24 protein-coding genes are annotated in these 26736 nt (G+C 73.0%); 22 read left to right on the top strand and 2 right to left on the bottom strand.

Annotated features, from left to right (window positions below; genetic code table 11):
• The first annotated feature begins 445 nt into the window (after nt 1-445).
• The 18 genes from FRCN3DRAFT_RS0236140 to FRCN3DRAFT_RS0236055 all read left to right on the top strand — a co-directional run bounded on the left by FRCN3DRAFT_RS0236140 (nt 446) and on the right by FRCN3DRAFT_RS0236055 (nt 20639).
• A complete protein-coding gene (locus tag FRCN3DRAFT_RS0236140) occupies nt 446-3430 on the top strand; it encodes a sensor histidine kinase (protein WP_007514300.1) in 2985 nt (994 codons plus the stop codon).
• A complete protein-coding gene (locus tag FRCN3DRAFT_RS0236135; RefSeq protein WP_007514299.1) occupies nt 3430-3849 on the top strand; it encodes a roadblock/LC7 domain-containing protein in 420 nt (139 codons plus the stop codon). Before FRCN3DRAFT_RS0236140 ends, FRCN3DRAFT_RS0236135 begins: the two co-directional genes overlap by 1 nt.
• Nucleotides 3850-3979: 130 nt before the next feature.
• Nucleotides 3980-4351: a DUF742 domain-containing protein gene (locus tag FRCN3DRAFT_RS0236130; protein WP_007514297.1), complete on the top strand. Its 372-nt coding sequence runs from the start codon at nt 3980-3982 to the stop codon at nt 4349-4351.
• Complete coding sequence (locus FRCN3DRAFT_RS0236125) at nt 4332-4958, top strand: GTP-binding protein (protein WP_007514296.1); 627 nt, start codon at nt 4332-4334, stop codon at nt 4956-4958. The genes FRCN3DRAFT_RS0236130 and FRCN3DRAFT_RS0236125 overlap by 20 nt, the downstream gene beginning before the upstream one ends.
• Nucleotides 4959-4976: 18 nt before the next feature.
• Nucleotides 4977-6425, top strand: coding sequence for a LuxR C-terminal-related transcriptional regulator (locus FRCN3DRAFT_RS58345; RefSeq protein ID WP_007514295.1), 1449 nt, complete (start codon nt 4977-4979; stop codon nt 6423-6425).
• A 413-nt stretch (nt 6426-6838) separates the two neighbouring features.
• The gene (locus FRCN3DRAFT_RS0236115; RefSeq protein WP_007514294.1) at nt 6839-7174 is read left to right on the top strand and encodes a TcmI family type II polyketide cyclase; all 336 of its coding nucleotides are present in this window, start codon (nt 6839-6841) and stop codon (nt 7172-7174) included.
• 647 nt (nt 7175-7821) lie between these two features.
• On the top strand, nt 7822-8070 hold the full coding sequence (locus FRCN3DRAFT_RS0236110; RefSeq protein ID WP_007514293.1) for an acyl carrier protein: 249 nt from the start codon (nt 7822-7824) through the stop codon (nt 8068-8070).
• Between the two features lie 223 nt (nt 8071-8293).
• Nucleotides 8294-8788, top strand: coding sequence for an SRPBCC family protein (locus FRCN3DRAFT_RS0236105; RefSeq protein WP_007514292.1), 495 nt, complete (start codon nt 8294-8296; stop codon nt 8786-8788).
• Entirely contained in the window at nt 8785-9231 is a 447-nt protein-coding gene (locus tag FRCN3DRAFT_RS0236100; RefSeq protein WP_007514291.1) for a cupin domain-containing protein, read from the top strand. Before FRCN3DRAFT_RS0236105 ends, FRCN3DRAFT_RS0236100 begins: the two co-directional genes overlap by 4 nt.
• Nucleotides 9228-10520: a beta-ketoacyl-[acyl-carrier-protein] synthase family protein gene (locus FRCN3DRAFT_RS0236095; protein ID WP_027141250.1), complete on the top strand. Its 1293-nt coding sequence runs from the start codon at nt 9228-9230 to the stop codon at nt 10518-10520. The genes FRCN3DRAFT_RS0236100 and FRCN3DRAFT_RS0236095 overlap by 4 nt, the downstream gene beginning before the upstream one ends.
• Nucleotides 10517-11917, top strand: coding sequence for a beta-ketoacyl synthase N-terminal-like domain-containing protein (locus FRCN3DRAFT_RS0236090; protein WP_007514289.1), 1401 nt, complete (start codon nt 10517-10519; stop codon nt 11915-11917). Before FRCN3DRAFT_RS0236095 ends, FRCN3DRAFT_RS0236090 begins: the two co-directional genes overlap by 4 nt.
• A gap of 141 nt (nt 11918-12058) precedes the next feature.
• On the top strand, nt 12059-12793 hold the full coding sequence (locus FRCN3DRAFT_RS0236085) for an SDR family NAD(P)-dependent oxidoreductase (RefSeq protein ID WP_007514288.1): 735 nt from the start codon (nt 12059-12061) through the stop codon (nt 12791-12793).
• Nucleotides 12793-13260, top strand: a complete 468-nt coding sequence (locus FRCN3DRAFT_RS47920) for an antibiotic biosynthesis monooxygenase family protein (protein WP_007514287.1) — start codon at nt 12793-12795, stop codon at nt 13258-13260. The genes FRCN3DRAFT_RS0236085 and FRCN3DRAFT_RS47920 overlap by 1 nt, the downstream gene beginning before the upstream one ends.
• On the top strand, nt 13257-13586 hold the full coding sequence (locus tag FRCN3DRAFT_RS0236075; RefSeq protein ID WP_007514286.1) for an antibiotic biosynthesis monooxygenase family protein: 330 nt from the start codon (nt 13257-13259) through the stop codon (nt 13584-13586). The genes FRCN3DRAFT_RS47920 and FRCN3DRAFT_RS0236075 overlap by 4 nt, the downstream gene beginning before the upstream one ends.
• A gap of 138 nt (nt 13587-13724) precedes the next feature.
• A complete protein-coding gene (locus FRCN3DRAFT_RS0236070; protein ID WP_007514285.1) occupies nt 13725-14873 on the top strand; it encodes a nucleotide disphospho-sugar-binding domain-containing protein in 1149 nt (382 codons plus the stop codon).
• 281 nt (nt 14874-15154) lie between these two features.
• Nucleotides 15155-16168 carry an SDR family NAD(P)-dependent oxidoreductase gene (locus FRCN3DRAFT_RS0236065; RefSeq protein ID WP_007514284.1) on the top strand — a complete coding sequence of 338 codons (1014 nt, stop codon included), beginning with the start codon at nt 15155-15157 and terminating at the stop codon, nt 16166-16168.
• 193 nt (nt 16169-16361) lie between these two features.
• A complete protein-coding gene (locus tag FRCN3DRAFT_RS47915) occupies nt 16362-19625 on the top strand; it encodes a helix-turn-helix transcriptional regulator (protein WP_158072949.1) in 3264 nt (1087 codons plus the stop codon).
• Nucleotides 19626-19826: 201 nt separating this feature from the next.
• Nucleotides 19827-20639: an MBL fold metallo-hydrolase gene (locus FRCN3DRAFT_RS0236055; protein ID WP_007514281.1), complete on the top strand. Its 813-nt coding sequence runs from the start codon at nt 19827-19829 to the stop codon at nt 20637-20639.
• A gap of 136 nt (nt 20640-20775) precedes the next feature.
• Here FRCN3DRAFT_RS0236055 and FRCN3DRAFT_RS0236050 read toward each other — a convergent pair whose 3' ends face one another.
• Nucleotides 20776-21381 carry a TetR family transcriptional regulator gene (locus FRCN3DRAFT_RS0236050; RefSeq protein ID WP_007514280.1) on the bottom strand — a complete coding sequence of 202 codons (606 nt, stop codon included), beginning with the start codon at nt 21379-21381 and terminating at the stop codon, nt 20776-20778.
• A gap of 324 nt (nt 21382-21705) precedes the next feature.
• Between FRCN3DRAFT_RS0236050 and FRCN3DRAFT_RS0236045 the strand changes: the two genes are divergently transcribed.
• Nucleotides 21706-22545: an alpha/beta hydrolase gene (locus FRCN3DRAFT_RS0236045; RefSeq protein ID WP_007514279.1), complete on the top strand. Its 840-nt coding sequence runs from the start codon at nt 21706-21708 to the stop codon at nt 22543-22545.
• Between the two features lie 144 nt (nt 22546-22689).
• Here FRCN3DRAFT_RS0236045 and FRCN3DRAFT_RS0236040 read toward each other — a convergent pair whose 3' ends face one another.
• Entirely contained in the window at nt 22690-23664 is a 975-nt protein-coding gene (locus FRCN3DRAFT_RS0236040; RefSeq protein WP_007514278.1) for an aldo/keto reductase, read from the bottom strand.
• Between the two features lie 333 nt (nt 23665-23997).
• Between FRCN3DRAFT_RS0236040 and FRCN3DRAFT_RS0236035 the strand changes: the two genes are divergently transcribed.
• The 3 genes from FRCN3DRAFT_RS0236035 (at nt 23998) to FRCN3DRAFT_RS0236025 (ending at nt 26633) form a co-directional block, all read left to right on the top strand.
• Nucleotides 23998-24657, top strand: a complete 660-nt coding sequence (locus FRCN3DRAFT_RS0236035) for a DedA family protein (RefSeq protein WP_007514277.1) — start codon at nt 23998-24000, stop codon at nt 24655-24657.
• Between the two features lie 233 nt (nt 24658-24890).
• Nucleotides 24891-25346: a nuclear transport factor 2 family protein gene (locus FRCN3DRAFT_RS0236030; protein WP_007514276.1), complete on the top strand. Its 456-nt coding sequence runs from the start codon at nt 24891-24893 to the stop codon at nt 25344-25346.
• A 66-nt stretch (nt 25347-25412) separates the two neighbouring features.
• Nucleotides 25413-26633 carry a cytochrome P450 gene (locus FRCN3DRAFT_RS0236025; protein WP_007514275.1) on the top strand — a complete coding sequence of 407 codons (1221 nt, stop codon included), beginning with the start codon at nt 25413-25415 and terminating at the stop codon, nt 26631-26633.
• Nucleotides 26634-26736: the final 103 nt, after the last annotated feature.

Here is a 26736-nt window from a genome sequence, read left to right as displayed (position 1 = left end):
GCGCCATTCCACTCCGTTGTTCGACCTGCGGGTTTGTTCGTTCTCGTGGCCGCCTGGGCGGTCCTGCCGGAGTCGGGGGTGAGATGGTTGACCGGCGAAGGGGACTACCGTGTGTGACGACAGGTCACCACTGGCAAAACGGTGTCCGTGCCCCGTTGTTCTAGCGATGCGATTTGGATCGTTCCAGTGCGCGCGGTTGCCGTTCGCCGATGCCCCGTCATCTCGCGGATGCAGGGGGTCAGTACAGTTGCCCGTACCTTCCAGGCAATGCGACGCGGCCGGGAGGCCACCGCGAAACCGTGGTCGACCTGTGCGCTCGCGTCGTCCGGTGAGGCCAGTCGACAGTTACGCGGACGGCGCGGCCCGCCGTTCACCCCCATAGTCGCCCCACACGTGGCCCGCACCCAAGGCGCCCTGCAGGTCGGGCGTCGGACGAGAGGACCGGATGCTCCAGAACTGGCCCATCCGCTCGAAGCTGGTGGTAATTCTCATCGTCCCCTTGGTGGCCTTGGCCGTGCTCAGCGCTATACAGGTGCGCGGCAACGTCGAGAGCGTCGCGTCCGCGAACCGAACCAAGGCGCTCGCCGGCTTCGCCGTCAAGGCGAACGCCCTGATCGCCGCCCTGCAGACCGAGCGAAATGGCTCGCACACCGTCATCGGTACGGGCTACGGGGCGCCGCCAGCCGTCGTCAAGCAGATTCTCACCGATGTCCGTCCGCTCGTCGACCGAGCAGCCGGCGACTACAACACCGCCGCGCGGCAGCTGCCGGGGAGCGCGCGCAACAGCCTGGGTGGCACGCTGGCGAGCATCGACGACCGGCTTTCCAAACTGCCGGCCTACCGCCAGACGGTGGATCGCAGGCAGGCCAATCTCCAGCAGGACATCGTCTACTACGACGGCCTGATCACCGACCTGCTGGAGCTGGACGCGCGGGTCGCGTCCGGTAGCCGCAACGCCGACCTGATCTCGGGCGCAGCCACGCTGACGGCGATCTCGCGGGCGAAGGAGGCCGCCGCCCAGGTGCGCGGCAACATCGCCCGGATCTTCTTCCTGCAGCAGTCCGACCCGGACCTGATCCTGCAGATCCAGGGCCAGGCCGGCACCGAGGACGGCTGGCTGTCGCAGCTCATGGTCACGGCGACGCCCGACGAGCGCCAGGCCTACGAGACGACGGTCACCCCGCTTGCCAGGAACGTCGCGACCATGCGGGACTCGGTACTCAAGGCGCTGATGACCGGCCAGCGGCAGACGACCGAGCGTGAGACCTGGCTGACCGTCTCGGCGCAGAAGATCTCCAAGATGGAGGACGTCGAGCGCCGGATCGCCACGGACCTCGGCGCCACCGCCGACCGGATCTCGACGCAGGCGACCCGCCAGGCCGCGATCAACTCGCTGGCTGTCGCGCTCGTCCTCGCGCTGTCGGTGCTCATCGCGCTGCTCGTCGCGAGCCCGATGATCCGCCAGCTGCGCCGCCTGCGGGAGGGCGCGCTCGAGGTCGCCGACCACAGCCTGCCCGACGTCGTCGAACGGCTGCACCGCGGCGAGCCCGTCGACCTCGCGGACGAGGTGTTCCCCGTCCCGGCGACCACCCGCGACGAGATCGGGCAGATGGCCGAGGCGTTCGGCACCGTGCACGAGGTCGCCGTGCGCACCGCGGTCGAGCAGGCCGCGATGCGCAAGAGCATCGGGGACACGTTCCTCAACCTCGCCCGCCGCAGCCAGGCGCTGATCCACCGCCAGCTGAAGATCATCGACGCGCTGGAGCGCAAGGAGACCGACCCGGACGAGCTCGAGGAGCTGTTCCGCCTCGACCACCTGGCGACCCGTATGCGCCGCCACGCCGAGGACCTCATCGTCCTCTCCGGCTCCAAGCCCGCCCGTGGCTGGCGCCGGCCGGTCCCGATCAAGGACGTCATCCGCGGTGCCGTCGCCGAGGTCGAGGACTACACCCGGGTCAAGGTCCTGCCGGTCGGCAGCGGCGCGATCAGCGGCCACGCGGTCGGTGACGTCATCCACATGCTCGCCGAGCTGATCGAGAACGCCACCTCGTTCTCGCCGCCGCACACCCCGGTACAGGTCACCGGCCACGAGGTCTCCAACGGCTTCGCCATCGAGATCGAGGACCGTGGCCTGGGCATGAGCCCAGTCGAGTTCAAGTCCCTCAACGACCGGCTGGAGAACCCGCCGCCGTTCGACCTGACGACCTCCGAGCGCCTGGGCCTGTTCGTCGTCGGCCGGCTGGCCGAGCGGCACAGCATCAAGGTCCGGCTGCGCACCTCGCCCTACGGCGGCACGATGGCGATCGTCCTGATCCCGGGGACGCTGCTGCGGCCGAACGACGCCGTCCCGGACGACCTCACTCCCGTCGGCGCCGGCGGCGGCCTGGTCGACGGCCGCGAGCTCGCGGCCGTCGGCGCGGGCGGCCGCGAGCTCGCGGGCGACAACGAGCCGCTGGAGCTCGGCACCGCCAACGGGCGCGGCGCCGGGATGTTCGCCCTGCCGCCGGCGGACGCCGGTCCCACCTCGGGCGGCCGGGCGGGCGACCGTGGGCTGGCGGCCGACGAGCCGGGATCGATGACCACGGAGCTGGCCATGCCGGCGGGCGTGTCGTCCGGGGCGCTCGCGCTGCCGGCGCCCGCGGGCACGCTCGACCCGGGGGAGCTTCCCGCCCCGCCGCCGCTGACCACCCCCATGCCACCGGTGCCGCCGGAGCTGCCGGGCGACGAGTCCGGCCCGCGGGCGATGTTCGGCGGGCCGGTTGCCCGGGGCGACGACGAGCCGCTGCTCGACGACCTGCCCGTGTTCGCCACCGTGCGGTCCAGCTGGTTCATCGCCGACCGGCCGCGGCGCACCGTCACCACCGTCGTGCCGCCGCCGGACGACCCGCTGCTCGGCGAGCCGCTGCTGGGCGAGCCGCTGCTGGGCGCGCCGACCGCGCCCGAGACGGGCCCGACCGTGCGCCCGGCGTTCCCCACCGCCTACTCGGCGCCCATGACCCCGACGCAGCACCCCGCCGACGGCGCGCCGGACCCGCGCTTCGGTGCCCTGCCGAACCGGACCTCGCCGCGCCACCTCCAGCCCGGTGGCCCGCTGTTCCCGGCGCCGCCTGCTCCGGCGGACTCGCTCGGCCCGGCCACCCCCGCTGGTGGGATGGGCGGAGCTGGCCGGACCCGCGGGCCTCGGGCCGGCCAGGCCGCGCCGCAGCCGACCACCGAGGTCGGGCTGCCGCGCCGGACGCGCCGAGCGAACCTGGCGCCCGAGCTGCGTCGGGACAGTCCGGCGCAGTCCAGCCCGCCGCCGCTGGTGGCCGGGCCACGCTCGCCGGAGGAAATCCGGTCGATGATGTCGTCCTTCCAGTCCAACTTCGGCCGAGGACTGGCGGACGCGCAGGGTTCCAGTGACGGTGACGATCAGAGGAAGGTGACCTGATGAGCCCGCTTGGGCCGTCCGAGAACATGAGCTGGCTGCTCAACAACCTCGTGAAGAAGGTGCCTGAGGTCACCTACGCGATCGCGCTTTCCTCGGACGGTCTGCTGCTCGCCACGTCGGCGGGAATGGACCGGGCGACGGCGGACCAGCTTGCCGCTGTCGCGTCGGGCTTCAACAGCCTGGCCCGGGGCGCGGGGCGGTTCTTCGGTGGGGGGAGCGTCCGGCAGACCATCGTGGAGATGGAGCAGGGTTTCCTGTTCGTCACGGCCGTCGGTGACGGTGCGTGTCTGGCGATCCTGTCCAGCCCCGGGGCGGACATTGGCCTGATCGCCTACGAAATGGCCCTCCTGGTTGCCCGGGTGGGCGAGTTCCTCACTCCGGAGCTGCGCGCCGAGATGCAGGCGGCGCTACCCATCTGAATCGCGAGTGAACCTCTTCCCTCTCACCTGGGAACTGAGATAGCCACCACGGCGCCCGGGTGACGGCGGAAAAGTATCAGTTAGCACGGACATCCTGAAGATCAGCACGGACATCCCGAGGAGAGTCGGAGTGTCGCGAGAAGAGGAGTGGTTCGACGACGAGGCCGGTCCGGTCGTGCGTCCCTATGCGGTCACCGGGGGACGCACCAGACCGAGCAAGGGCTCGCTCGAACTGGTTGCGCTGGTCACCACCACGTCGCATGGACGGGCGGCGGCCGCGTCGCTCGACCAGGAGCAGCGCGCCATCGCGGCGCTCTGCCTGCGGCTGCAGTCCATCGTGGAGATCTCTGCCCGGTTGAACATTCCGGTCGGAGTGATCAGGGTTCTCGTGGGCGACATGCTCGACGCGGGCCTCGTCACGGTGCACCGGCCGGCCCGTCCCACGAACCGACCTGACCAGGCCCTGATCGAGAAGGTGCTCAGTGGACTACAGGCCCTCTAGTGCGAGGCCGCCCAGAACCGACGCCGCACCCGCCCCGAGTCCAGTTAAGATCATCATCGCGGGCGGGTTCGGCGTGGGCAAGACGACCTTCGTGGGCTCCGTCAGCGAGATAACCCCGCTGACGACGGAGGCCGCGATGACCGCCGCCAGCATCGGCATCGACGACACGTCGGCCATCGGCGGCAAGACGACGACGACCGTGGCCATGGACTTCGGCCGGATCAGCCTGCTGGACAGCGTGATCCTGTATCTGTTCGGCACCCCGGGCCAGGACCGGTTCTGGTTCATGTGGGACGAGCTGGTGCTGGGCGCGATCGGCGCGGTGGTGCTGGTCGACACCCGTCGGCTGGCCGACTCGTTCCCGGCGATCGACTACTTCGAGGAACGGGACATCCCGTTCCTGGTCGCGCTGAACCATTTCGACGGCGCCAAGCGGTACGAGATCGCGGACGTCCGCAAGGCGCTGGACATCGAGCCGAACCGGCCGGTCGTGCTGTGCGACGCCCGGCGGCGCGAGTCGGTCCGCCAGACCCTGGTGTCCCTCGTCCGGCACGCGCTGGACGTGGTCTCGGCGGAGAACCGCGAGCGCGACCTCGCCGGAACCTGACCGGCCGTGGACGGCCCGGTGCCACAGCCGGACGGCGGGGCTGCCGACCCGTCGCCCGGCCCGCGCGGCCAGGCCGTCCACCCGGTCGCTGCCGGCCGGCGCCGGGAGCGCGAGGGGCGCGGCGCGCAGGGATACGCCGGGGGCGGCGCGGAGTGGCGGGGGGAGGGGGCATTGTTGGATCTTCTCGGGCTCGATGACATCACAGCGGCGCTCTACCGCCTGTGGCTGCGCGATGAGAGCCTCAGCGTCGAGGGCGCCGCGGCCGCGCTGCGCCAGCCGGTGGCGGTGGTCACCCGGTCGCGTGACCGGCTTGTCGCGCTGTCGCTGCTGGTCGCGCTGCCGAACCGGCCGGGCCGCCTGGTGGCGGCCCACCCCGAGGGCCCGCTGGCACAGCTCATCCAGTCCCAGCACGAGCAGCTGATCCGCAGGCACGAGCATCTCGTCCGAGCGCAGGCACAGGTGTCGGCGCTCGTCTCGGAGTTCCGCGCGAGCCGCCAGGAGACGCCGGGCGGAGGTGGGCTCGACCGGGTCGCGAGCTCCGCCGCGGTGCGCACGGAGCTCGTCGGGATGGTCGGCGCCGCGCAGCGCGAGGTGGTCTCGGTGCGGACCAGGGCGACACTCGCCGAGCTCGCCGCCGACCTGCTGCCGCTGGAGCTCGCCGCCCTACGCCGAGGCGTGCGGATACGTGCCGTCATCGCCCGGCCGCGGGCCGGGCTGGCCTGGTCGACCGCCGTCGAGCATCTCGCCGAGGTGGTGGCCGCCGGCGCCGAGATCCGGCTCGCCGACGACCCGGCGGTCGACCTGACGATCGTCGACGACCGGGTCGGCGTCGTGCGGCTCATCGGCGGTACGGGCGGCGCGGGTGCGGCCGGTCCGGGCGGCCCCGGGCCGGCCGGCGCGGCGCCCGGTGCCGACCTCGCCGCCATGGTCGTCCGTGGTACGGATCTCGCCGGCCTGGCGACCGCGCTGTTCGAGCAGCTGTGGGAGAACGCCGACCGGTTCGGCGCCCCGGCCGGCCCGGCCGGTACCCCTGGTGCTACCAGGACCTCCGGTCCCGGCGGCGCGGGCGGCCTCGGCCTCGGCCAGGAGAGCGGCGAGCTCGCGCTGGCCGGCGCCCGGCCCGCCGCGGGCGTGATGTCCGGCCAGCTCGGCGACCCGCGAGGCGTGCCGGGGCAGGCCGGGCACGGCGGCCAGGACGACTCCGACTGGTCGGACGAGCCGGGTGAGGAGCCCGACGGCAGGTTGGGCGACCGGTCGGGCGACGCGGATGCCGACGCACCGCCGTCGCCGGCGGAGCTGCTCCTGCTGCAGTTGCTCGCCGACGGAGCGAAGGACGAGTCGGCGGCCCGTTCGCTCGGCGTCTCCGTGCGCACGGTCCGCCGGATGGTCGCCGACCTGATGCGCCGCCTGGAGGCCCGCAGCCGCTTCCAGGCCGGCATCCTGGCGAAGCGCCGGGGCTGGCTGTAACGCAGGGGTTGGTTGTGGCGGCGCCGCTGGCGCGGGTGGCGCGGGCAGGACCCGGTGGATGCCAGGCCGGGTAAGGACGGTTGTAACACCGCCGGGTAAAGGGCACTAGTTGTGGCAACAGTGTGCCAGCGCAACTAGTTGCCAAGGGGGGGCGTCCGGGAACGCCGGACGAAGCGGGTCGGCTGGGCACAGACTTCCTGCGAGACACCGCATCCGGGACCGGACGCGGCGCCAGGCCCAAACAGCACATCGGCCTCGTCAGCGTCGCAACGGCCGCCTCGGCCCCCGCGCCGCCGGCCATCGGAGCGGTTCTCGCGGCTCGGCCTGCTCGACCGATAGATAGTGCTGTGAGGAGAGAAAGTGTCGACAACCCAACCGCGTACCCCCGCGCAGTGCCCAGCGGGAGGTGCGCGGTGAGCCACCGCACGCTGATCGTCGCTCGGATGAACCCGTCGGATGAGCAATCCGTGGCGGAGGTCTTTGCCGAGTCCGACGGCGGGGAGCTGCCCCACCTCGTCGGGGTGTCGCGCCGGGAGCTGTTCGCCTTCCATGGGCTGTACTTCCACCTCATCGAGGCGGAAGAGAGCATTCAGGCGCCGCTCGCCGACGTGCGGGACCATCCGCTGTTCGTCGACGTCAACACCAAGCTGGCGAAGTACATCACCGCGTACGACCCGGCGACGTGGCGCGGCCCGCGGGACGCGATGGCCAGGAGCTTCTACACCTGGAGGGCGGACTCCGCCCGTTGACGGTGCCCGGTGGCGGTCCGCCGCCGGCCGCCGGCCCGCCACCGCCGCGTGGTGGCAGCTGACCCGCGCCGGATCCGTCCGGTGCCAGCCCGGCTGGCGCCGCGTCACCCTGCGCGGCGCCAGCGCCGTGCGCGCCACGCCTCGCGGCGACGGCGGTGCCCACCTCCCGCGCCGAGGCCTCGTGACCCCAGGTGCCGCCTGACCATTCGCGCCCGTGGGAGCACTCCCGCCACCCGCGTGCGTTCAGCACCGACCGGGTCACCATTCCCAGCCCTGGCCGGACCAACCGGGGCTCGTAGCCGGGTCGCCGGCCCACGCACCCCGCCCGGCCGGCGCCGAATGCCGCGGGTGTCTTCTCGCCAAAGGTGAGAGAAGACGCGCGCGGATCGGTCGCGACGGCTTCCCGCCGGCTGCTCCTTCAATTCGGCATTCGCCTGGTGCCTGGCATCAAGCTGCCTGCTTTCCGGTCGGTGGCCGCGGGGCGTCTTTGCGCGCCCTTTATTGGCCCCACCTGCCGCTACTCTCGGTCAAGCACCCGGCGAGTTGGCAGGAAAGTGACGGCGGCGACATTGTTCGCTGGTTCGGGTACTCACGGGCCATAGTCAGTGGTAATCCTTGGATAGGTACGCTCCAGAGGAGGGATAACTGTGCCCCAGCAGTGGGACTCCGCCGCTCTGCTCGATTTCCTGGTCACCCAGGCCGGCCTTCCCGAGTCCGACCTGCCGGCGACGCTCGATGTCACGTTCGAGGACATCGGCCTGGACTCGCTGGCCTACCTGCAACTGCAGTCGGAGGTGTTCGGCTCGTGCGGGGTGGAACTGCCCGCCGACCCGCCGCCCGGCTACACCCTGGCCGACATCCTTGATGCCGTGAACCTCGCGCTCGCCGCCGGCTAGAGGCCCAAAGGGTGCGCGAAATGCTCCTCCTTCGCGCACCCGGCGGCCCTGGTCCCCAGAGTCACCAGCGGTCCCCAGAGTCACCAGCCAAGAATCGACGCTACCAGGCCCTTGCCCGCTCGTCGGCGCCGGCTCAGGCGCGCGGCCGGCCGGCCCGGCGCCCATGCCCCGCGAAACCAGCCCAACCGTCCTTGAGGCAGTACCTACTCCCGAGGAGACCCCCGTGAACGGGCACACCGACAACTCGATCTGGATCGACGCGGACATCGAAACCGTCTGGACTCTCACCAACGACCTGGAGAACTGGCCCCGTCTGTTCACCGAGTACGCGTCTGTTGAGATTCTCGAGTCCAGGGACAACACCTTCAAATTCCGGCTGACGATGCATCCCGACGAGAACGGCCAGGTGTGGAGCTGGGTCTCCGAGCGGACCCTCGACCCGGACAGCCACCGGGTGCGTGCCTACCGCGTCGAGACCGGCCCGTTCGAGTTCATGCACATCGAGTGGACGTACTTCCCGGAGGGCACCGGCACCCGGATGCGCTGGGTTCAGGACTTCCGCATGAAGCCGGCCGCGCCCGTCGACACCGCCGGAATGGTGGTGCGCATCAACACCAACACCCCGCGGGAGCAGGCGGCCATCAAGGAGAAGGTGGAGAACGCCGCGCGCCAGGCGTCCGCCGCCGCCGCCACTGCCACCGCCGGGAGCGTCCGGTGACCCCGCCCACCGCCACGGTCGCGGCTCCGAAGATCAAGTCGATCCATGACGTCCCCGCCAACCGTCGCCGAGGCGGTGACATCCGCACGATTTTGTCGCCGGCCACCGTCGGCTCGAAGGCCGGCTTCATGGGCACGCTGACGCTCGCACCCGGCGAGATCGTCACCGAGCACTGGCACCCGTACTCGGAGGAGTTCCTCTTCTGCGTGCGCGGCGAGGTGACGATCCAGCTTGACGGGCAGGAGTACCTGCTGCCCGCCGAGAGCGGTGTCCACCTCCCCGTCGGGACCCGGCACCGGCTGGTCAACAACGGCGCCGAGGAGGCGTTCTTCGTCTTCTGCTCCGGCCCGCTCGCGCCCCGGCCCGACCTCGGGCACGTCGACACCGAGGTACTGTCCGCCGCCCAGGCGGCGGCACCGCATCCTCACGTGGGCACCGCATGACACGCAGACGCACGGCCATCACCGGCGTCGGTGTGGTGGCACCGGGCGGTACCACCCGTAAGGAGTTCTGGGCGATGATCACCGACGGTCGCACGGCGACGCGGCGGCTGTCGCTCTTCGACCCGACGCCGTTTCGCTCCCAGGTCGCGGCCGAGTGCGACTTCGACCCGCTCGTCGCGGGCCTGAGTCCCCGCGAGGTGGCTCGCAACGACCGGTTCGTCCAGTTCGCGCTGGTCGCCGCCGCCGAGGCGGTCGCGGACTCCGGCCTGGAGTTCTCCAGCCAGGACGTGGACGGCGCCGTACCGGGCGCCGGCCCGGTCGTCGGGGTGAGCCTCGGCAGCGCCGTCGGGGCGACCACCCGGCTGGAGAACGAGTACGTCGCGGTCAGCGACGGCGGCCGCTACTGGGAGGTCGACCCGCGCTACGGCAGCCAGTTCCTCTACCACGCGCTGGTTCCCAGCTGTCTGGCCACCGAGGTCGCGACGAGGTTCGGGGCGCACGGCCCGGCGTTCGTCGTGTCGACCGGCTGTACCTCCGGCATCGACGCGGTCGGCTACGCCCATCAGCTGATCGTCGACGGCGAGGCGGACATCATGATCGCCGGTGCCTCCGACGCCCCGCTGTCGCCGATCTCGATCGCCTGCTTCGACGCGATCCGGGCGACCTCGGCGCGCAACGACGACCCGGAGCACGCCTCCCGGCCGTTCGACGCGAGCCGGGACGGGTTCGTCATGGGTGAGGGCAGCGCCGTCCTGGTGCTGGAGGAGTACGAGCGGGCCGTCGCCCGTGGCGCGCACATCTACGCCGAGGTCGGCGGCTACGCGTCCCGCTCGAACGCCTTCCACATGACGGGCCTGCGTCCGGACGGCCGGGAGATGGCCGAGGCCATCCGGCTCGCCCTCGACGAGGCCCGGGTCGACCCGAGCGCCGTCGACTACGTCAACGCGCACGGGTCGGGCACCAAGCAGAACGACCGGCACGAGACGGCCGCCTTCAAACGGTCGCTCGGGGCACACGCCTACCAGGTGCCGGTCAGCTCGCTGAAGTCGATGGTCGGGCACTCGCTCGGCGCGATCGGCTCGATCGAGCTCGCCGCGTGCGCCCTGGCGATCGAGCACGATGTCGTCCCGCCGACCGCGAACTGGACCACTCGCGACCCGGAGTGCGACCTCGACTACGTGCCCAACATCGCCCGCGACCACAGGGTGGACGTGGCGCTCTCGGTCGGCAGCGGTTTCGGCGGCTTCCAGTCCGCGATCGTGCTCACCGCCCCGGGGTGGGCGGCATGACCCCGACCTCCCAGATCACGACCTCCCAGCAGACCTCCCAGATTGGCTTCGCCAATCCGGCAGGGACCCCGGGCTTCGCCGATCCGGCAGGGACCCCGTTCGACGATCTTGCGGGAACCCCGGGCACCGTTCTGGCGCCAGGCACGGGGCCGGCGGCGGGGGAGGAGTCGCCGCTGGCCCGGCCGGTCATCACCGGCCTCGGCGTGGTCGCCCCGGGTGGCGTCGGCGTCGAGGAGTTCTGGGCGGCGACGCTGCGCGGCGAGCTGGCGATCACCCCGATCACCCGGTTCGACGCGTCCCCCTACGCCGCCCGGCTCGCCGGCCAGGTCCCTGACTTCGACCCGGTCGACCACCTGGACAACCGGTTCATCGTGCAGACCGACCGCTGGACGTGGTTCGGCATGGCGGCGACCAGGCTCGCGCTCGCCGACGCCGGCTACGACCCGGCGACGCGGGACCCCTACGAGACCTCGGTGATCTTCGGGGCCGGCTCGGGGGGCAACGACTTCGGCCAGAAGGAGCTGTCCCGCCTGCACACCCGGGGCCGCACAGCGGTGTCGGTCTACCAGTCGATCGCCTGGTTCTACGCGGCGACCACCGGCCAGACCTCGATCCGCCACGGCCTGAAGGGTCCGAGCGGGGTCGTGGTCGCCGACGGCACCGGCGGGATCGACAGCCTCGCGCAGGCCAGGCGCACGATCCGCCGGGGCACGGCGAGCGTGCTCGCCGGCGCCGCCGAGTCGGGCCTGACGCCGTACGCGCTGACCTGCCACCTCTCCAGCGGCCGGGTCAGCACCGCCGCCGACCCACGGTTGGCGTACAAGCCGTTCGACGTGCGCGCGGGCGGCTACCTGCCCGGCGAGGGCGGCGCGACGCTGCTCGTCGAGCACCCGGCCGCTGCCGCCGAGCGGGGCGCGCAGAAGGTCTACGGCGAGATCGCCGGCTACGCCGCCACGCACGACGCCCACCACCACAGCCGCCCGGCCGCCAGCCCCGCCTGGCTCGCCGCCGCGATGCGCCGGGCCCTCGCGGACGCGGGCGTCGCGCCGGGCGAGGTCGACGTCGTCTTCGCCGACGGCGCCGGCTCGCGCGACCTCGACGCGCTGGAGGCGGCGGCGCTGCGGGACGTGTTCGGCGCGGGCTCGGTGGCGGTGACCGCGCCGCAGGGCCTGTTCGGCCGGCTGTGCGCCGGTGGCTCGGCGCTCGCGGCGGCGGCGGCGCTGCTCGCGCTGCGCGACGGGGTGCTGCCAGCCGTCGGCAACCTGGACGAGCCGGACCCCGCCTACGGGCTGGACCTGGTCCGCGAGCCGCGGCCCTGCGCCGCCAGGGTGGCGATGGTCGTCGCCCGAGGCTTCGGCGGCTTCAACAGCGTCCTCATCCTGCGCCGCCCCGCCTGAAGATCACGACCCACCCCGCACGACCCACCCCGCACGACAACCTCGCACCACCCGGCCCGACCGGCCCGACCGGCCCGACCGACAACGACTGGCTGAGCACTCTCCACAGCCTCAGACGCAGACCCCGAGACAAGGAGCCCAATGTTCGCCGACCTGGCTGGCAAGCGCGCGCTGGTGACCGGCGGGACCCGTGGCATCGGCCGCGCGGTCGCCCTCGGCCTGGCACGTGCCGGCGCCCACGTCGTCGTCAGTCACCAACAGGAGAGTGAAGCGGCCGAGAGCCTGCGCCGCGAGCTGAAGGAGACCGGGGGCAACCACCTGGTCATGATCGCCGAGGCGGCCGACCCGGCCGCGATCACCGCGCTGCTCGACGCGACCGGCGCGCACCTCGGCGGCCTCGACATCGTCGTCAACAACGTCGGCACGATCAGCCATGTCCCCTACGACCGGCTTCCGCTCGACGAGTGGAACGCCGTCCTCACCACCAACCTGACCGTCACCCACCTGGTCACCCAGGGGGCGCTGCCCTTGCTGGGCGACTCCGGCGCGGTCGTCAACGTCGGCTCCGGCAGCGTCGTCGGGGTGCCGCTGCGCGCGCACTACACGGCGGCGAAGGCGGGACTGATCGGCCTGACCCGGTCCCTGGCCAAGGAGCTCGGCGCCCGGGGGATCCGGGTCAACCTGGTCACTCCCGGCATCACCGAGACCGACCACGCGAACGGGATGCCCGACGCGGTCCGCCAGGGCTACGTCAGCCGGATCCCGCTTGGCCGCCTCGGCACGTCCGAGGAGGTCGCGGCGGTCGTGCTGTTCCTCGCCAGCGACGTCTCCAGCTACGTCAACGGCGCCAACTACTCAGTCGATGGAGGTATCTGATGGCCAGAAGCGACTACGACGCCGAGATGACGGAGGGCCCCGGCGCGGGGCCACCCGCCGCGGACCTGCCGTTCCGGGTGATGCTGACCATGCACATCCACCCGGGGCGCGAGGAGGAGTTCGAGCGGACCTGGCTGCGCATCGGTGACGGCGTCACCGGCCACCCGGCGAACCTCGGGCAGTGGCTCGTCCGCTCGGCCGACGAGCCGAGCACCTACTACATCGTGAGCGACTGGGTGAACGAGCGGCTGTTCCGCGAGTTCGAGGCCACCCCTGGCCACCTGGAGCACCGGAAGATCCTGCACCCGCTGCGGGCCCGCGGCTCCATGGTCAGCGGTGCCCTGCTGGCCTACCTGCCCGGCGCCGCGGGCGCGGCCCCGGCCCCGGCCCCGGCCACCGCCCCGACGGCGACCGAGGCCGAGACCCCCGCCGTGGAGTCGCTGCGCACGCCGGTGGGTGCCGCATGAAGGTCCGAGTCATGATCTGGGCCGCCGCGCCGGAGGACAGGCCGGAGGCCGTCGAGGAGGTCTACCACCAGATCAGTGCGGAGCTGGTCGGCACCCCTGGCCTGCTCGGCAACCACCTGATGCGCTCGATCCACGACCCCAGCCGGTTCGTCGTCGTCAGCGAGTGGACCAACATGGCCGACTTCGTCGCCTGGGAGCAGGACGCCAGGCACAAGCCCACCACGTCACCGCTGCGCTCCCTGCACGACCCCGACCGCCGGCCGGTGATCTACGAGGAGGTCGCCGCCTACGGTGCTACCGGCCGGCTCACGGACGTCACCATCTGACCCGCCCGCTGGCCGGCATCCCGCCGGTTCACCAGCCTGGCCATCCATCACGACGCCGCGCGCTCGTCCCCGTGCCGCGGCGCGCCCGCCCCGCCCGCGCGGGGAGCTGACCACCACCGATCTACAAGGGGGAACCCAATGAGGGTGCTGTTCACCACCGTTCCGATGCACGGCCACTTCTACCCGATGGTCCCGCTCGCGCACGCCTTCCGCTCCGCGGGTCACGAGGTCCTGGTCGCCACGCCGGCGAGCCTGGTCGACGCGGTCACCTCCGCCGGTCTCCCGGTCGCCGTCACCGGGCCGCCGCTCGGCCTCACCGAGATCATGATGGTGGACCGCGAGGGCCGGCCGGTGCCGCCGCCGGCGACCCCGGACGAGCTGATGGTCTCCGGCGGCAAGGCGTGGGGCCGGCTCGCGGCCCGCACCCTGCCGGCGACCGAGGCGATCATCGATGGCTGGCGCCCCGACCTGGTCGTCGCCGAGCCGAGCGAGATCGCCGGCCCGCTGGTCGCCGCCCTGCGCGGCATCCCCTGGGTGCGCCACAACTGGGGCATCACCTCGCTGCCGCGCAGCCTGCCGTTCACCGCCCAGGAGCTGGCCGGCGAACTCGCCGAGCTCGGCCTCGACGGCCTGCCGGAGCCGGACGCGGTGGTGAAGGTCGCCCCGGCGAGCATCGCCGGCGACGAGGACCCCGACGGCCTGCCGTCGCGGTACGTGCCCTACAACGGCCCGGGCGTCCTGCCCGACTGGGCGCTGGCGAAGCGGAGCGGGCCGCGCATCCTGCTGACCTTCGGCAGCCTGGTGCCGCACATGCGGTTCCGCGACTTCGTCGCCGTGCTCGGCGAGCTCGCCGCCGGCCTGCCCGCGCTCGGCGCGGAGGTCGTCGTCGGGGTGGAGCCGGCCTTCGCCGAGCGCCTCGGCGAGCTGCCGGACGGGGTGCTCGACGTCGGCTGGCAGCCGCTGTCGCTGGTGCTGCCCGCCTGCGACCTGCTCGTCCACCACGGCGGGTCGGGCTCGCTGCTGACCGCGCTGGCCCATGGCGTGCCGCAGCTGGCGCTGCCGCAGAGCTCCGACCAGTTCGTCAACTCGTTCACCCTCGCCGGGATCGGCGCGGGCCGGCTGCTGATGCCCGACCGGCTGAATGCCGAGGCGGTGCTCGTCGAGGCCCGGGAGCTGCTCGACGATCCCGGCTACGCCGAGAAGGCGAAGGGCGTGGCCGCGCAGATCGCCGACATGCCCTCGCCCGCGCAGGTCGCCTCGACCCTGGCCGAGCTCACCACCGGCTGACCTGGCCGCTGCCACGCTGGTTCCGCTTGGCGTGACCTGGTTGATTCCATGCTGGTTCCGGCCCGGGGCGGCGACGCCCCGGGCGACCGCTCCGCCCGACACACCTCCGCGAGAGTGGTGCTCTCGCCAACTGAATAGCGCCTGCTGACCAGCGAGAACGAGTTGCGCTGGGACGGCGGGCGCGTCTAGGGTCGTCGCCCGGGCGGGGGATCTCGCCGCGGGCCTGTCGCATGACTGGCCGGGCCCGTCGGAGCGCGCGGACGAGACGGACGGGACGGGCGATGACGCCAACGAGGATTGTGACCCCCTTCGGCGCGGCGTCGACCGCGGCCGAGGTCGTGGCCGGGGTGGACCTCGGCGGCCGGCGCGCCGTCGTCACCGGCGCGTCCTCCGGCATCGGCACGGAGACCGCGCGGGCGCTCGCCGGCGCGGGTGCCGCCGTCACCCTGGCGGTCCGCGACGTCGCCGCGGGGGAGCGCACCGCCGCCGACCTCGTCGCGGCCACCGGGAACAGCGACGTCACCGTCGCCCCGCTCGACCTCACCGAGCAGGCCTCCGTGCGCGCGTTCGTCGCCGCCTGGGCCGGCCCGCTGCACCTCCTGGTCAACAACGCCGGGATCATGGCCTCGCCGCTCGTCCGCACCGCCGAGGGCTGGGAGCGCCAGTTCGCCACCAACCACCTGGGCCACTTCACGCTCGCCACCGGCCTGCGCGGCGCGCTCGCGGCGGCCGGCGGCGCCCGGGTCGTGGCCGTGAGCTCCGCCGCGCACCTGCGCTCGCCGGTGCTCTTCGACGACATCCACTTCACGACCAGCGAGTACAACCCGTGGGTCGCCTACGGCCAGTCGAAGACGGCGAACGTGCTGTTCGCCGTCGAGGCGACCCGCCGCTGGGCCGACGACGGCATCACCGCCAACGCCGTGCACCCCGGTACCATCGCGACCAACCTCGGCCGCTACCTCTCCCGCGAGGAGCTGAAGCGGATCAGCATCGGCTCCGCCGCCGCCGTGGCCGCCAAGGAGGCCGCTGGCTCCGCGGGTGGCGAGCCCGCAGGCGGCACCGGGTACGCGGCGCGCAAGCCGGGCGCTCCCAAGAGCGTCGCGCAGGGCGCGGCGACCTCCGTCCTGGTCGCGGTCTCCCCGCTGCTCGAGGGCGTCGGCGGCCGGTACTTCGAGGACTGCGGCGAGGCCACGGTCGCCGGTCCTGGCGACCGCTTCGGCGTCGCCCCCCACGCTCTCGACCCGCAGAGCGCCGCCCGTCTCTGGGACGTCTCCGCCGCGATGGTCGGCTCCTAGGCTCTGTCCGTCTTCCTTGAAGGAGTGCGTCCGCCGACTTGTGACGTCCGCGCCGTCGTAGCCGTCGCGTTGTGGCCGCGGCGGGCCCGTGCCTACGATCATGGTGGCGTTTCGGGCGGTGTGCCCGAACGCGCGGCGGCCCGTTGGTAGATGCCGGGCCAGGACCGACACCGCGGAACGGGGGGTGGTCACCGTGGCTGGGTCTGACCTCGCCGGCCCTGACAGCGGCTCGCCCGGCGCGCACTGGCCGGAGGTCCCCGCCGGCGGTGACTCGCCAGCACCAGTCGGCCCGCCGCCTGACTCGAGTCCGCGGCGGGCAGCGGACGGCGAGCTGCTCGGCCGGGCCGAGGCGCTCGAACTGGTCGACATGCTGCTCGCCGGCCTGGGCACGTCCGGCGCCGCCTGGATGCTGCGTGGGGAGCCGGGAATCGGCAAGACCGCGCTGCTGGACAAGGCCGCCGCACGGGCCGCGGCGGCCGGGGTATGCGTGCTGCGCGTCTCGGGCGTCGAGTTCGAGGCCGAGATCGGGCTGTCCGCGCTGCACCAGCTCCTGTTCCCGCTGCGGCACCTGGTGGGCGGCCTGCCGGAGCGGCAGCGCACCGCGATCGACCAGGTGCTGGGCCAGGCCGACGGGCCGTACCTGGACCCGCTGGTGGTGGCGGCCGGGGCGCTCGCGCTGCTCGTCACCGCGACGCGCCTCCAGCCGTTGCTCCTGCTGGTGGACGATGTCTCCTGGATCGACGGTGCCAGCGCGACCGTGCTCGGCTTCGTCGCCCGTCGGATCACCGGGCATCCGGTCCTCTTCCTGACGGCGGCGCGCCCGTCCGGTGGGACCGTCTTCGACCAGATCGGCCTGCCCGAGCTGCCGGTCACGCCACTGCCCGACGAGGCGGCGGGGGTGCTGCTCGACTCCCACCATCCGGGGCTCGCGCCGGCCGCCCGCGAACGACTGCTGACCGACGCGGCTGGCAACCCGCTGGCGCTGCGTGAGCTGCCGACCCTGCTCACCCCGGCGCAGCGCGCTGGCCGTGACCTGATGCCGCCGCAGCTGCCGATGAGTGCCCGGCTCCAGGCCGCGTTCGCCGTCCGGCTGCGGGGCCTGCCGGCCGTCACCCGCGCGCTGCTCCTGGGCGCCGCGCTCGAGCCCGTCGCCGAGCTGGGCACTCTGCTCGCCGTCGTGAGGGGCGAACCCTGCGCACGCGGCGCTGGTGCTGATGGCGCTGGTGCTGATGGCATTGGTGTTGATGGCGCTGGTGTCGATGGTGCCGAGGCCGCCGGGCCCGGTCGACCCGCGGTCGCCGCGACGGTCGACGACCTGGCGCCGGCGGAGCGTGCGGGCCTGGTCCGCCCCGACCCCAGCACCGGGCGGGTAGCCTTCCTGCACCCGCTGATCCGGTCGGCGGTCGTACAGATGTCGTCCGTCCCGGAGCGCCGCGACGCGCATCGCCGACTGGCCCGGGAGCTTCCCGTCGACTCGGACCGGCGGCCCTGGCACCTCGCGGAGGCCGCCGTCGGGCAGGACGAGCGGATCGCGGCCGCGCTGGAGGAGTCCGCGCGGCGGACCGCGCGCCGCGGCAACGCGGCGGAGGCCATTCGCATCCTGCTGCGGTCCGTCGGTCTCACCCCCACGCCAGTCGACCGCGCCCGCCGCCTCGCCGAGGCGGCCTACCACGCCAGCAACTGCGGGCGGCTCGACATGGCCGACGAGCTGCTCGCCGACGCTCGCCGGCTGCATCCCGCCGCCGCGGGCGTCGTCGCCGCCGACGACGCCGGCGCGGCCTTGGGCCCGTTCGTCCCGCCCGACTCGCCGGGGCCGGCCGGACCGACGGACACGCAGCGCCCGCAGGCCGTCGTCGGGGCCGCCGGCCAGCCCGGTTACGGCCCGCTCTGGCCGGCTGATCGGGCAGGCGCTGCCTCCCGGTCAACCCACGGCGCGGCTACCGAGGCCGGCCTGCTCGCCTTCCGCCTCGGTGACGTCGACACCGCCCATCGGCTGTTGGGCGCCGCGCTCGACGCCGCGACCGTGTCCGCCGCCACTGCCACCGCCGACGGCACCGCTGCCACGGCCACCGCCACCGCCGCCGCCGACGACTGGGCCGACGAGACCGCCAGCATGCTGCTCGTCGTGTGCGCTCACGGCGGCCGGGCCGAGCTGTGGGAGACCTTCGCCGCCGCCCGGCGCCGCCTCCCCGGAGTGCTCGGAGGGCTCACCCTGGTCTGTCACGACGCGCTCGGAGATCCCGCCAACACCGCGCACGGCGCCCGGGAGCGGCTGCGGGAGCTCGCGGCGGCACTGCCCTTCGACCCGGTACCCAGGCTGGTCCTGCGGCTCTGCCTCGCGGCGCAGTATGTCGACGCGCTTGGCGAGTACGCCGACCTGTGCCGGCGGATGGTCGAGCGGGAACGCGACGGCGGCGCGGTTGTCCACGTGGTGGGCGGGCTGACCTTCCTCTGTTTCGACCACTACCTGCGCGGTCGGTGGGACGAGGCGGTGGCCGACGCGGGCGAGGGCCTGGCACTGGCCGACGCGCATGGCTACCAGCTGTTCTCGTCCCGCTTCCGCTATGTGCTCGCCGCGGTCGCCGCGGCCCGCGGCGACGTCACCGCGGCGGTGGCGAGGAGCGACGCGATCACCGCCTGGGCGCAGCCGCGCCGGCTGCTGGCGCACCTGACACTCGGCTCGCACATCCGCGCTCTGGTCTCGATCGGCCAGGGCGACTACGAGGAGGCGTACGCTCACGCCGCCCGGATCAGTCCGCCGGGGGTGCTGGCCTCCTATGTCCCGCAGGCGCTGTGGACCGTCGGCGACCTGGTCGAGGCAGCGGTGCGCACCGGGCGGCTCCAGGAGGCGCGGGCGCATGTCGCCGTGGCCACCGCCGCGGACCTGCCGGCCATCTCGCCGCGGCTCGCCCTGCTGGTCGCCGGGGCGCGCGCCCAGGTGGCCGCGGCCGAGCGCTCCGCGGCGGCGCGGACCTGCTACGAGTCCGCGCTCGCCGCGCCGCGGGCCGACCAATGGCCGTTCGATCACGCACGGTTGCTGCTCGGCTATGGCGAATGGCTGCGGCGAGAGCGGGAGGTCACACGGGCGCGCCGTCCGCTGCACGCCGCGCTCGAGACGTTCGACCGGCTCGGTGCCCTGCCCTGGGCGGCGCGCGCCCGAGGCGAGCTGCGGGCCGCCGGGGTGACGGTCCCATCGCCGCGTCACGCCGTGCCCGCGGGCGGTGGTGTCGCCGACCACCGGCCTCACACGGGTCGGCCGGAGTCGCTGACTCCCCATGAGCTCCAGATCGCCCACCTCGCGGCGACCGGGCTGACCAACCGGCAGATCGGCGAGCGGCTCGGCGTCGGGCACCGCGGCGTCAGTGCCCACCTCTACCGGATCTTCCCGAAGCTGGGCATCACCTCCAGAGCGGCCCTGCGCGACGCGCTCGCCGCCCACGCCGTGGACGCCGAGTAGGCGAGGCCTGGGGTCGGCGGTCGGCGACTCCGTGGGCCGCTGGGTGATCGGCCGAGTCAGATGACAGATGAGCGGAACGGCTCCTACCTGCGACGCTGACGCGGCATCGGCGTCCAGGCCTGGCCGTGCGCGCCGACCGGCGGGACGGGTGCGCGACGCCGGCACCGACACGCCGCCGTAGCCCGGAAGGCGAGGACCCGCATGAGCGACAAGATCCGTATCACCCATATCGGCGGACCGACGGTGCTGATCGAGGCGGCCGGCTGGCGGCTGCTCGTGGACCCGACGTTCGACCCGCCCGGCCGCGTCTACCCATTCGGCCTGGGCACGTCGTCACGCAAGCTCGCCGGCCCGGCCCTGTCCGCCGCCGACCTCGGCCCCGTCGACGCCGTCCTGCTCAGCCACGACCACCACGGCGACAACCTCGACGACGCCGGGCGCGCGCTGCTCCCGTCCGTCGGCACCGTCGTCACGACGGTGCCCGGCGCCCGCCGCCTCGCGGCCGGCAGCGGCGGCGCGGTCACCGCACGGGGCCTGGCCCCGTGGGAGGTCACGCGGCTGGAGGCACCCGGCCGGACCACGATCGAGATCACTGCCACGCCGGCGCGCCACGGCCCGCCGCTGTCCCGCCCGGTCGCCGGCCATGTGATCGGGTTCGCGCTGCGTTGGGAGGGCCAGCGGGATGGCGTGCTGTGGGTGACCGGGGACACCGTGCTCTTCAAGGGCGTGCGCCAGGTCGCCGAGCGCTTCCGGATCGGCGCGATGCTTCTTCACCTGGGCTGCGTGCGCTTCTCGCTGACCGGCCCGGTGCACTACAGCATGACCGCCCGGGAGGCGGTCACGCTGCTGCGCCTCACCGAGCCGGCCGTCGCCTTCCCGGTCCACTACGAGGGCTGGCGGCACTTCAAGCAGGGCCGCGCGGACGTCGAGCGGACCCTTGCCAGCGCCCCGGTGGACCTGCGTGACCGCGTCCGCTGGCTGCCGTTCGGCGAGCCCGTCGACGCGATGGTCTGACGACCGGCGAACCGTGGCCGATCATCGACTCCAGGGACACCATGGTCGACCGCGATCCCAGTCCTGATCACCAACTGTGGTCGATGGTCGTGTACGCGCGGTCGACCATCGGCCACGGTTCGCCGCGCGGGCGCGGTCAGTGCAGGTCGGGGAGGGTGGCGAGGGCGTCGAGGAGGGTCGCGGACAGGGAGTCGGTGCCGCCGTGGGCGACCCAGCGCTCGAAGCCGTAGCTGACCACGCCGGACAGGGCGGCGGCGTAGGCGCCGGCACGCGGGTCGTCGGGGCCGACGCCCAGGCGGGCGGTGACCGCGGCCTGGAAGGCCGCGGAGGTGCTGACGGTGCCGCGGGCCAGCGCCAGCATGACGGTCTCCGGCGAGCGGTGCACCGCGAGGCCCCAGGTGAGCAGCAACTCACGGTCGCCCTCACGCTCGTGGTTCGTCTCCCGGACGGCGGCCGAGAACGCCTCGACCAGCGACTCGTGCGGCGGACGGGCGCGGACCCGGGCGCACAGCAGCTCGATCAGGCTGCGCGGGAGCGAGGCGAGCACCTCGTCGCGGCTCGCGAAGTAGCGGAAGAACGTGCGCATCGAGATCCCGGCGGCCGCGGCGATCCGCTCGACCGTCACGTCCTGCGGCGCCTCGCTCGCGAACAGCGTCAGCGCCGTGCGTTCCAGCTGTCGGGCGACGCGCTCGCGCCGTAGCTCCCATCCGTTCGGACGGTGCTCGAGGGTCTCGGCGCTCATGGCACTGCATAATGCCGCACCGCGCCCCGACACTTCCGCCCAAAAGTCCAGTGCTCGGCCGCGACAGTGCCGCCGTCGCCCTCGGTGGCCGGGCGGCGGCGGCCGGGCGGCGGCGACCCTCGCCCCCGGGTCGCGTGCCGCGCCGGCCGCGCCCCTGGGCGCCAGGGCGTCAGGGCGTCAGAGCGCCAGAGCCGAGGCTCCGCGACTTGTGTCATCTGACTGACGCCCGGTCGCGCGTGCCCGGGTAACCGCCGAACTTCCTCTACCGCGCTGTAGTCATCCGACGGAAGCGAGCCCGACGACGTGGTTCCTACCGTGACATCCATGAGCGCTGACACGGGAAAGCCCGACACGATTGTTCTCATCCACGGCCTGTGGGTCACACCCCGTAGCTGGGAGCACTGGGTCGAGCGGTACGAGAGCCAGGGGTACACGGTGGTCGCGCCGGCGTACCCCGGCTTCGAGATCGAGGTCGAGGCGATCAACGCGGACCCGAGCATCATGGACGACCTGACGCTGCGCCAGGTCGTCGACCATCTCTCTGCCGTCATCGGCGCGCTCCCGACGCCGCCGATCCTGATCGGGCACTCGGCGGGCGGTGCCCTCACCCAGATCCTTCTCGACCGCGGCTACGGGGCCGCCGGGGTCGCCCTCAACTCGGCGCCGACCGAGGGCGTGCTCGTCGCGCCGCTGTCCCAGCTGCGCTCGACCCTGCCGGTGCTGAAGAACCCGGCGAACCGGCACAAGGCGGTCGGGTTCACCCACGAGCAGTTCCGGTACGCGTTCACCAACACGTTCACCGAGGAGGAGTCGCTGCGGATGTACGAGCGCTACGCCATCCCGGCTCCTGGCGGGATCGTGTGGAACGGCGTCCTGGCGAACTTCGAGCCCGGCCACCACGACGCCTGGGTCGACTACAAGAACGACGACCGCGCCCCGCTGCTGTTCATCTCAGGCGGTGAGGACCACATCATGCCGCCGGCGGTCCAGCGGTCGAACGCCAAGCACTACAAGTCGACCGCCACTGTCACCGAGGTGAAGGAGTACCCGGGCTACGCGCACCTGCTGCCCGCTCAGGAAGGGTGGGAGGAGATCGCCGACTTCGCCCTGACCTGGGCGGTCGCGCACGCAAAGGGTGAGGCTACGGCGCCGGTCGGCGGTTGACCGGCTCCGGTCAACCGGCCGCGGCCGGGCGACTCCGGCCGAGTAACGGTGGCCCGGTGCCCGATGCTGGCGCGCCGGGCACCCGGCCGCGGGGCCGGCCGTCACACGTGGAGGTCCGGCCCACCCGGTCTCCCGGGGCGTCGGCTACCAGCGGTGGTGGACGAGGCCGCGGATGCGGCGGTCGTAAAGGTCGCGGACGGCGGCGGCCGTCGCGGCGTCGAGTGGCGGGGCGGCCGCGGCCGCGACGTTGTCGGCGACCTGCGCCCGGTTGCGGGCCCCGGGGATGACGGTGGTGACGCCCGGCTGGTCGATCACCCAGCGCAGCGCCAGTCGGGCCGGGTGGCCGGACAGCGCCGCGAACTCACGTGCCGCCTCGACCCCGACCTGGTAGTCCACCCCGGCGAACGTCTCGCCGACGTCGAACGCCTCGCCGTGCCGGTTGAAGGCGCGGTGGTCGGACGGGTCGAAGACGGTGTTCTCGTCGTAGCGCCCGGACAGCAGGCCGGAGGCGAGCGGGACGCGGGCGAGCACGCCGACCCCGGCGGCGAGCGCCGCGGGCAGGAACTCCTCCAGCGGCTTCTGCCGGAAGGCATTGAGGATGATCTGGACACTGGCGACGTTTGGCCGGCTGACGGCGGCGAGCCCCTCCGCGACGGTCTCCACGCTCACCCCGTAGCTCGCGATCCGTCCCTCCTCGACCATCGTGTCGAGCGCGTCGTACACCTCGCCGCCCGTGATGACCGAGGTCGGGGGGCAGTGCAGCTGGACGAGATCGAGCCGGTCGACCCCGAGGTTGCGCCGGGACCGGTCGTTCCACTCGCGGAAGTTGGCGAGTACGTAGTTCTCCGGCACCTGCGCGAGCCGGCGGCCCATCTTCGTGGCCACCACCACGCCCGACCCGGGATGCTCCCGCAGGAACCGGCCGATGAGCTGCTCGCTGCGCCCGTCGCCGTAGACGTCGGCGGTGTCGAACAGCGTGACACCCGCCTCGGTGGCCGCCGCCAGCACGTCGAGCGCGCCGTCCTCGTCGACGTTCCCCCAGTCGGCTCCCAGTTGCCAGGTGCCCAGCCCGACGACCGACACCGGCCGCCCCGTCCGCCCCAGAACTCGTCGCTCCATGCCGGCGATCCTAGGAGCCGCCGGTGCCGGCCTCGAGGCGCAGACCTGCTGGCGTAGACCCTGTTGGCGTAGACCGTGCTGGCAGCGGGCCCGGCCGAGGCGGACCCGGCTGGCGTCGACCGGCCGGCGCCCGGCACCGACGGCGTCCCGGCCGAGCCCGCGGGGATGTGCCGACCCGCTTTCTCGTTCGCTGTTCCGAGACCCGTACGCTGACCCAGTTCGCGGTCCGCCGCCTGCCCGTCGGCGCGACCCGCGCCGCGCGCGTCGCCCTCGGGCGGGCGGGCGACGACACGAGTTCTCGATCCACTGCTCTCAGGAGAGGCGAACGCACCCGTGCAGCACTTCATCGCCAACCACGGGGTCCTCGCGGTCTTCCTGCTGATGGCCCTCGAGTCCGCCTGCGTCCCGATCCCCTCTGAGGTGATCATGCTGATCGGCGGTGCGCTGGCGGCCGGGGCGATCGAGGACGCGCATCCCAGCCTGGTGCTGGTCATCATCGCCGGTGTCGTCGGCAACGTCGTCGGCAGTTACGTCGCCTGGGCGGTCGGCCGTTTCGGCGGACCGGCCGTGATCCGCCGCTTCGGTCGCTACGTCTTCCTGCGCGAACACGACCTGGAGAAGGCTGAGCGGTGGTTCGAGCGGCGCGGCGCGGCGTCGGTGCTCGTCGGCCGGCTGCTGCCGGTCATCCGCACCTTCATCTCCCTGCCTGCCGGCATCGCGGCGATGCCCCCACTGCGCTTCGGCGTCTACACGACCCTCGGCTGCATCCCGTGGACCGCCGCCCTCGGCATCGCCGGCTATGCCGTCGGTGATCACTGGGAGAAGATCGCCAACGCCTTCCATGGTCCGTCCTACATCATCGCCGCGGTCGTCGCGGTCGCCCTGATCATCCTCGCCGCCCGCCACGTCAAGCGCCGCCGCGCGGCCGCCACGGCCGAGCCCGCCTCGGGCGAGCCCGTCGCCGACGAGCCGATCTCCGACCAGATGGCGTAGGAACGCCCGGCGCCTTCGCCTGGTCGCTTCCTCGGCCAGGCGGAGGTCAGCACCCATCCCGGTCGGCGATCCCTCGACGCCGCCGGAGATGTCGAAGCGTGTTGATCGCCGGCTGGGCTATGTATAAAGTAAACAAAGTGGGCGGCTTGTGACGCCGGTCACCGGTTCGCCGGCGCGCTCCGCGTGCTCGTGGCCGTGACCGTATGCGCCTCATGAGGTCACAGGAGGACGGGATGGGTGACTCGGCGGCTCCTCGGGAGGTCGCGGCCGCGTTCTGGGAGGCGTTGTACGCGCGGGACTGGCCGCGCATCCGAGGCTTCTTCGGGCCGGAGTCGATCTACTACGACGTGCCGACGACGGCCGCGGCGGCGGCCCGCGGGCCGGAGAGCATCGAGGCCCGGCTCAGGATGGGACTGGCCGGGCTGTCCGAGTACAGCCACGGCGACTCGCGGTTCGTGGCCGAGGGAGACCTCGTCGTCACCGAGCACGAGGAGCACTGGGGCTGGCCGACGGGGGAGAAGGTCACTCTCCCGTTCGTGTCCATCCAGCGCGTCGTCGACGGTGTGATCGTCCTCTGGCGCGACTACTGGGACATGAACACGTTGATGGCGGCGGCCCCGCCCGGCTGGCAGGAGAGCATGGCCGCCGGCGACCTGTCCTGGGTCTTCGACGCCACCGGCCTGGCCTGACCGCTCCCACCCGCCTGGCTGTCGGGCGCGCGGCGCCCGACTCGGCCCGAACCCGAAGGGCGCCCGATGACAGCTCCGGCCGTGCGGCCCGACCTCAACCTGCTCGACGGCCATTTCTACGCCGGCGACCACGGCGACCCGCATGCCGTATACGCCTGGCTGCGGGCCAACGAGCCGGTCTTCTTCGACGAGCACAGCGGCCTGTGGGGCGTGGCCAGCTACGCGGCCGTGCTGGAGGCCGAGCGGAACCCGCGCCGTTTCTCCAGCGCCGGCGGCTCCCGGCCGCGCACCGGCGCCATCCCCCACATGATCGACATGGACGACCCGGAGCACACCAAGCGCCGCAAGCTGGGGAACAAGGGCTTCACCCCGCGCCGGGTCGGCTCGCGGCACGAGTACCTCACCGGAGTCTGCGACCTGCTGATCGACCAGGTCTGCGAGGCGGGGGAGTGCGACTTCGTCCGTGACCTCGCCGCCCCGCTGCCGATGATCGTGATCGGCGACATGCTCGGCGTCGCCCCCGAGGACCGGGCGACGCTGCTGCGCTGGTCCGACGACATGCTGAGCGCGCTCGACGCCCACGTGTCCGCCGAGCAGCTCGCCCGCTCGGGAGAGGCGTTCGCCGGCTGGACCGAGCACATCACCCGCGTCGTCGAGCAGCGTAAGGCCGAGCCGACGGACGACCTCGTCAGCGTCCTCGTGCACGCCGAGATCGACGGCGACCGGCTCGCCGACCAGGAGGTGTACGGCGAGTCGCTGCTGATCCTCATTGGCGGTGACGAGACCACCCGTCACGTGCTGTCCGGCGGGATGGAGGCCCTGCTGCTGCATCCCGACCAGCGGGACCTGCTCGCCGCCGAACCCGAGCGGATCCCGGCCGCGGTCGAGGAGATGCTGCGCTGGGTCTCGCCGGTGAAGAACATGTGCCGCACCGTCGTCGCCGACGAGGCCTGGTACGGCGCCGAGCTCAAGGCCGGCCAGCAGATGCTGCTGCTCTACGAGTCGGCCAACTTCGACGAGAGGATCTTCGAGGATCCCGAGCGCTTCGACGTCACCCGCGCGTCCAACGACCATCTGGCGTTCGGTTTCGGCACGCACTTCTGTCTCGGCAACCAGCTGGCCCGCCACGAGCTGACGACCATGTTCACCCGCCTGCTGGCCCGGCTGCCCGATCTGGAGCTCGCCGCACCCGCCCCGCTGCCTCGCCGTGCCGCCAACTTCGTCTCCGGCATCGAGTCCATGCCCGTCCGCTTCACCCCCGCCGCCCCGCTCGGCGGCCGGCGGTAGGTCGGCCGCGACGGCCCAGGTCGGCCACCCGCCTGAGACTTCGGCGTGGAAAGGCGGGGCGGGGGTGCGCCAGACGGTCTACACTGACGTGACGCAGCTCACA

The organism is Pseudofrankia saprophytica (assembly GCF_000235425.2).
Classification (GTDB): domain Bacteria; phylum Actinomycetota; class Actinomycetes; order Frankiales; family Frankiaceae; genus Pseudofrankia; species Pseudofrankia saprophytica.
Note: the sequence above shows the minus strand (reverse complement) of the source record. Positions and strands in the feature narration are given on the sequence as shown.

Excerpts from the sequence above, each read along its gene's own strand:
- FRCN3DRAFT_RS47920 (WP_007514287.1), top strand. The coding sequence starts at position 12,793 with ATGGCCAGAAGCGACTACGACGCCGAGATGACGGAGGGCCCCGGCGCG.
- FRCN3DRAFT_RS0236040 (WP_007514278.1), bottom strand. The coding sequence starts at position 23,664 with ATGGAGCGACGAGTTCTGGGGCGGACGGGGCGGCCGGTGTCGGTCGTC.
- FRCN3DRAFT_RS0236030 (WP_007514276.1), top strand. The coding sequence starts at position 24,891 with ATGGGTGACTCGGCGGCTCCTCGGGAGGTCGCGGCCGCGTTCTGGGAG.
- FRCN3DRAFT_RS0236055 (WP_007514281.1), top strand. The coding sequence starts at position 19,827 with ATGAGCGACAAGATCCGTATCACCCATATCGGCGGACCGACGGTGCTG.
- FRCN3DRAFT_RS0236140 (WP_007514300.1), top strand. The coding sequence starts at position 446 with ATGCTCCAGAACTGGCCCATCCGCTCGAAGCTGGTGGTAATTCTCATC.
- FRCN3DRAFT_RS0236070 (WP_007514285.1), top strand. The coding sequence starts at position 13,725 with ATGAGGGTGCTGTTCACCACCGTTCCGATGCACGGCCACTTCTACCCG.
- FRCN3DRAFT_RS0236135 (WP_007514299.1), top strand. The coding sequence starts at position 3,430 with ATGAGCCCGCTTGGGCCGTCCGAGAACATGAGCTGGCTGCTCAACAAC.
- FRCN3DRAFT_RS0236075 (WP_007514286.1), top strand. The coding sequence starts at position 13,257 with ATGAAGGTCCGAGTCATGATCTGGGCCGCCGCGCCGGAGGACAGGCCG.
- FRCN3DRAFT_RS0236065 (WP_007514284.1), top strand. The coding sequence starts at position 15,155 with ATGACGCCAACGAGGATTGTGACCCCCTTCGGCGCGGCGTCGACCGCG.
- FRCN3DRAFT_RS0236025 (WP_007514275.1), top strand. The coding sequence starts at position 25,413 with ATGACAGCTCCGGCCGTGCGGCCCGACCTCAACCTGCTCGACGGCCAT.
- FRCN3DRAFT_RS0236095 (WP_027141250.1), top strand. The coding sequence starts at position 9,228 with ATGACACGCAGACGCACGGCCATCACCGGCGTCGGTGTGGTGGCACCG.
- FRCN3DRAFT_RS0236085 (WP_007514288.1), top strand. The coding sequence starts at position 12,059 with ATGTTCGCCGACCTGGCTGGCAAGCGCGCGCTGGTGACCGGCGGGACC.
- FRCN3DRAFT_RS0236050 (WP_007514280.1), bottom strand. The coding sequence starts at position 21,381 with ATGAGCGCCGAGACCCTCGAGCACCGTCCGAACGGATGGGAGCTACGG.
- FRCN3DRAFT_RS0236090 (WP_007514289.1), top strand. The coding sequence starts at position 10,517 with ATGACCCCGACCTCCCAGATCACGACCTCCCAGCAGACCTCCCAGATT.
- FRCN3DRAFT_RS0236045 (WP_007514279.1), top strand. The coding sequence starts at position 21,706 with ATGAGCGCTGACACGGGAAAGCCCGACACGATTGTTCTCATCCACGGC.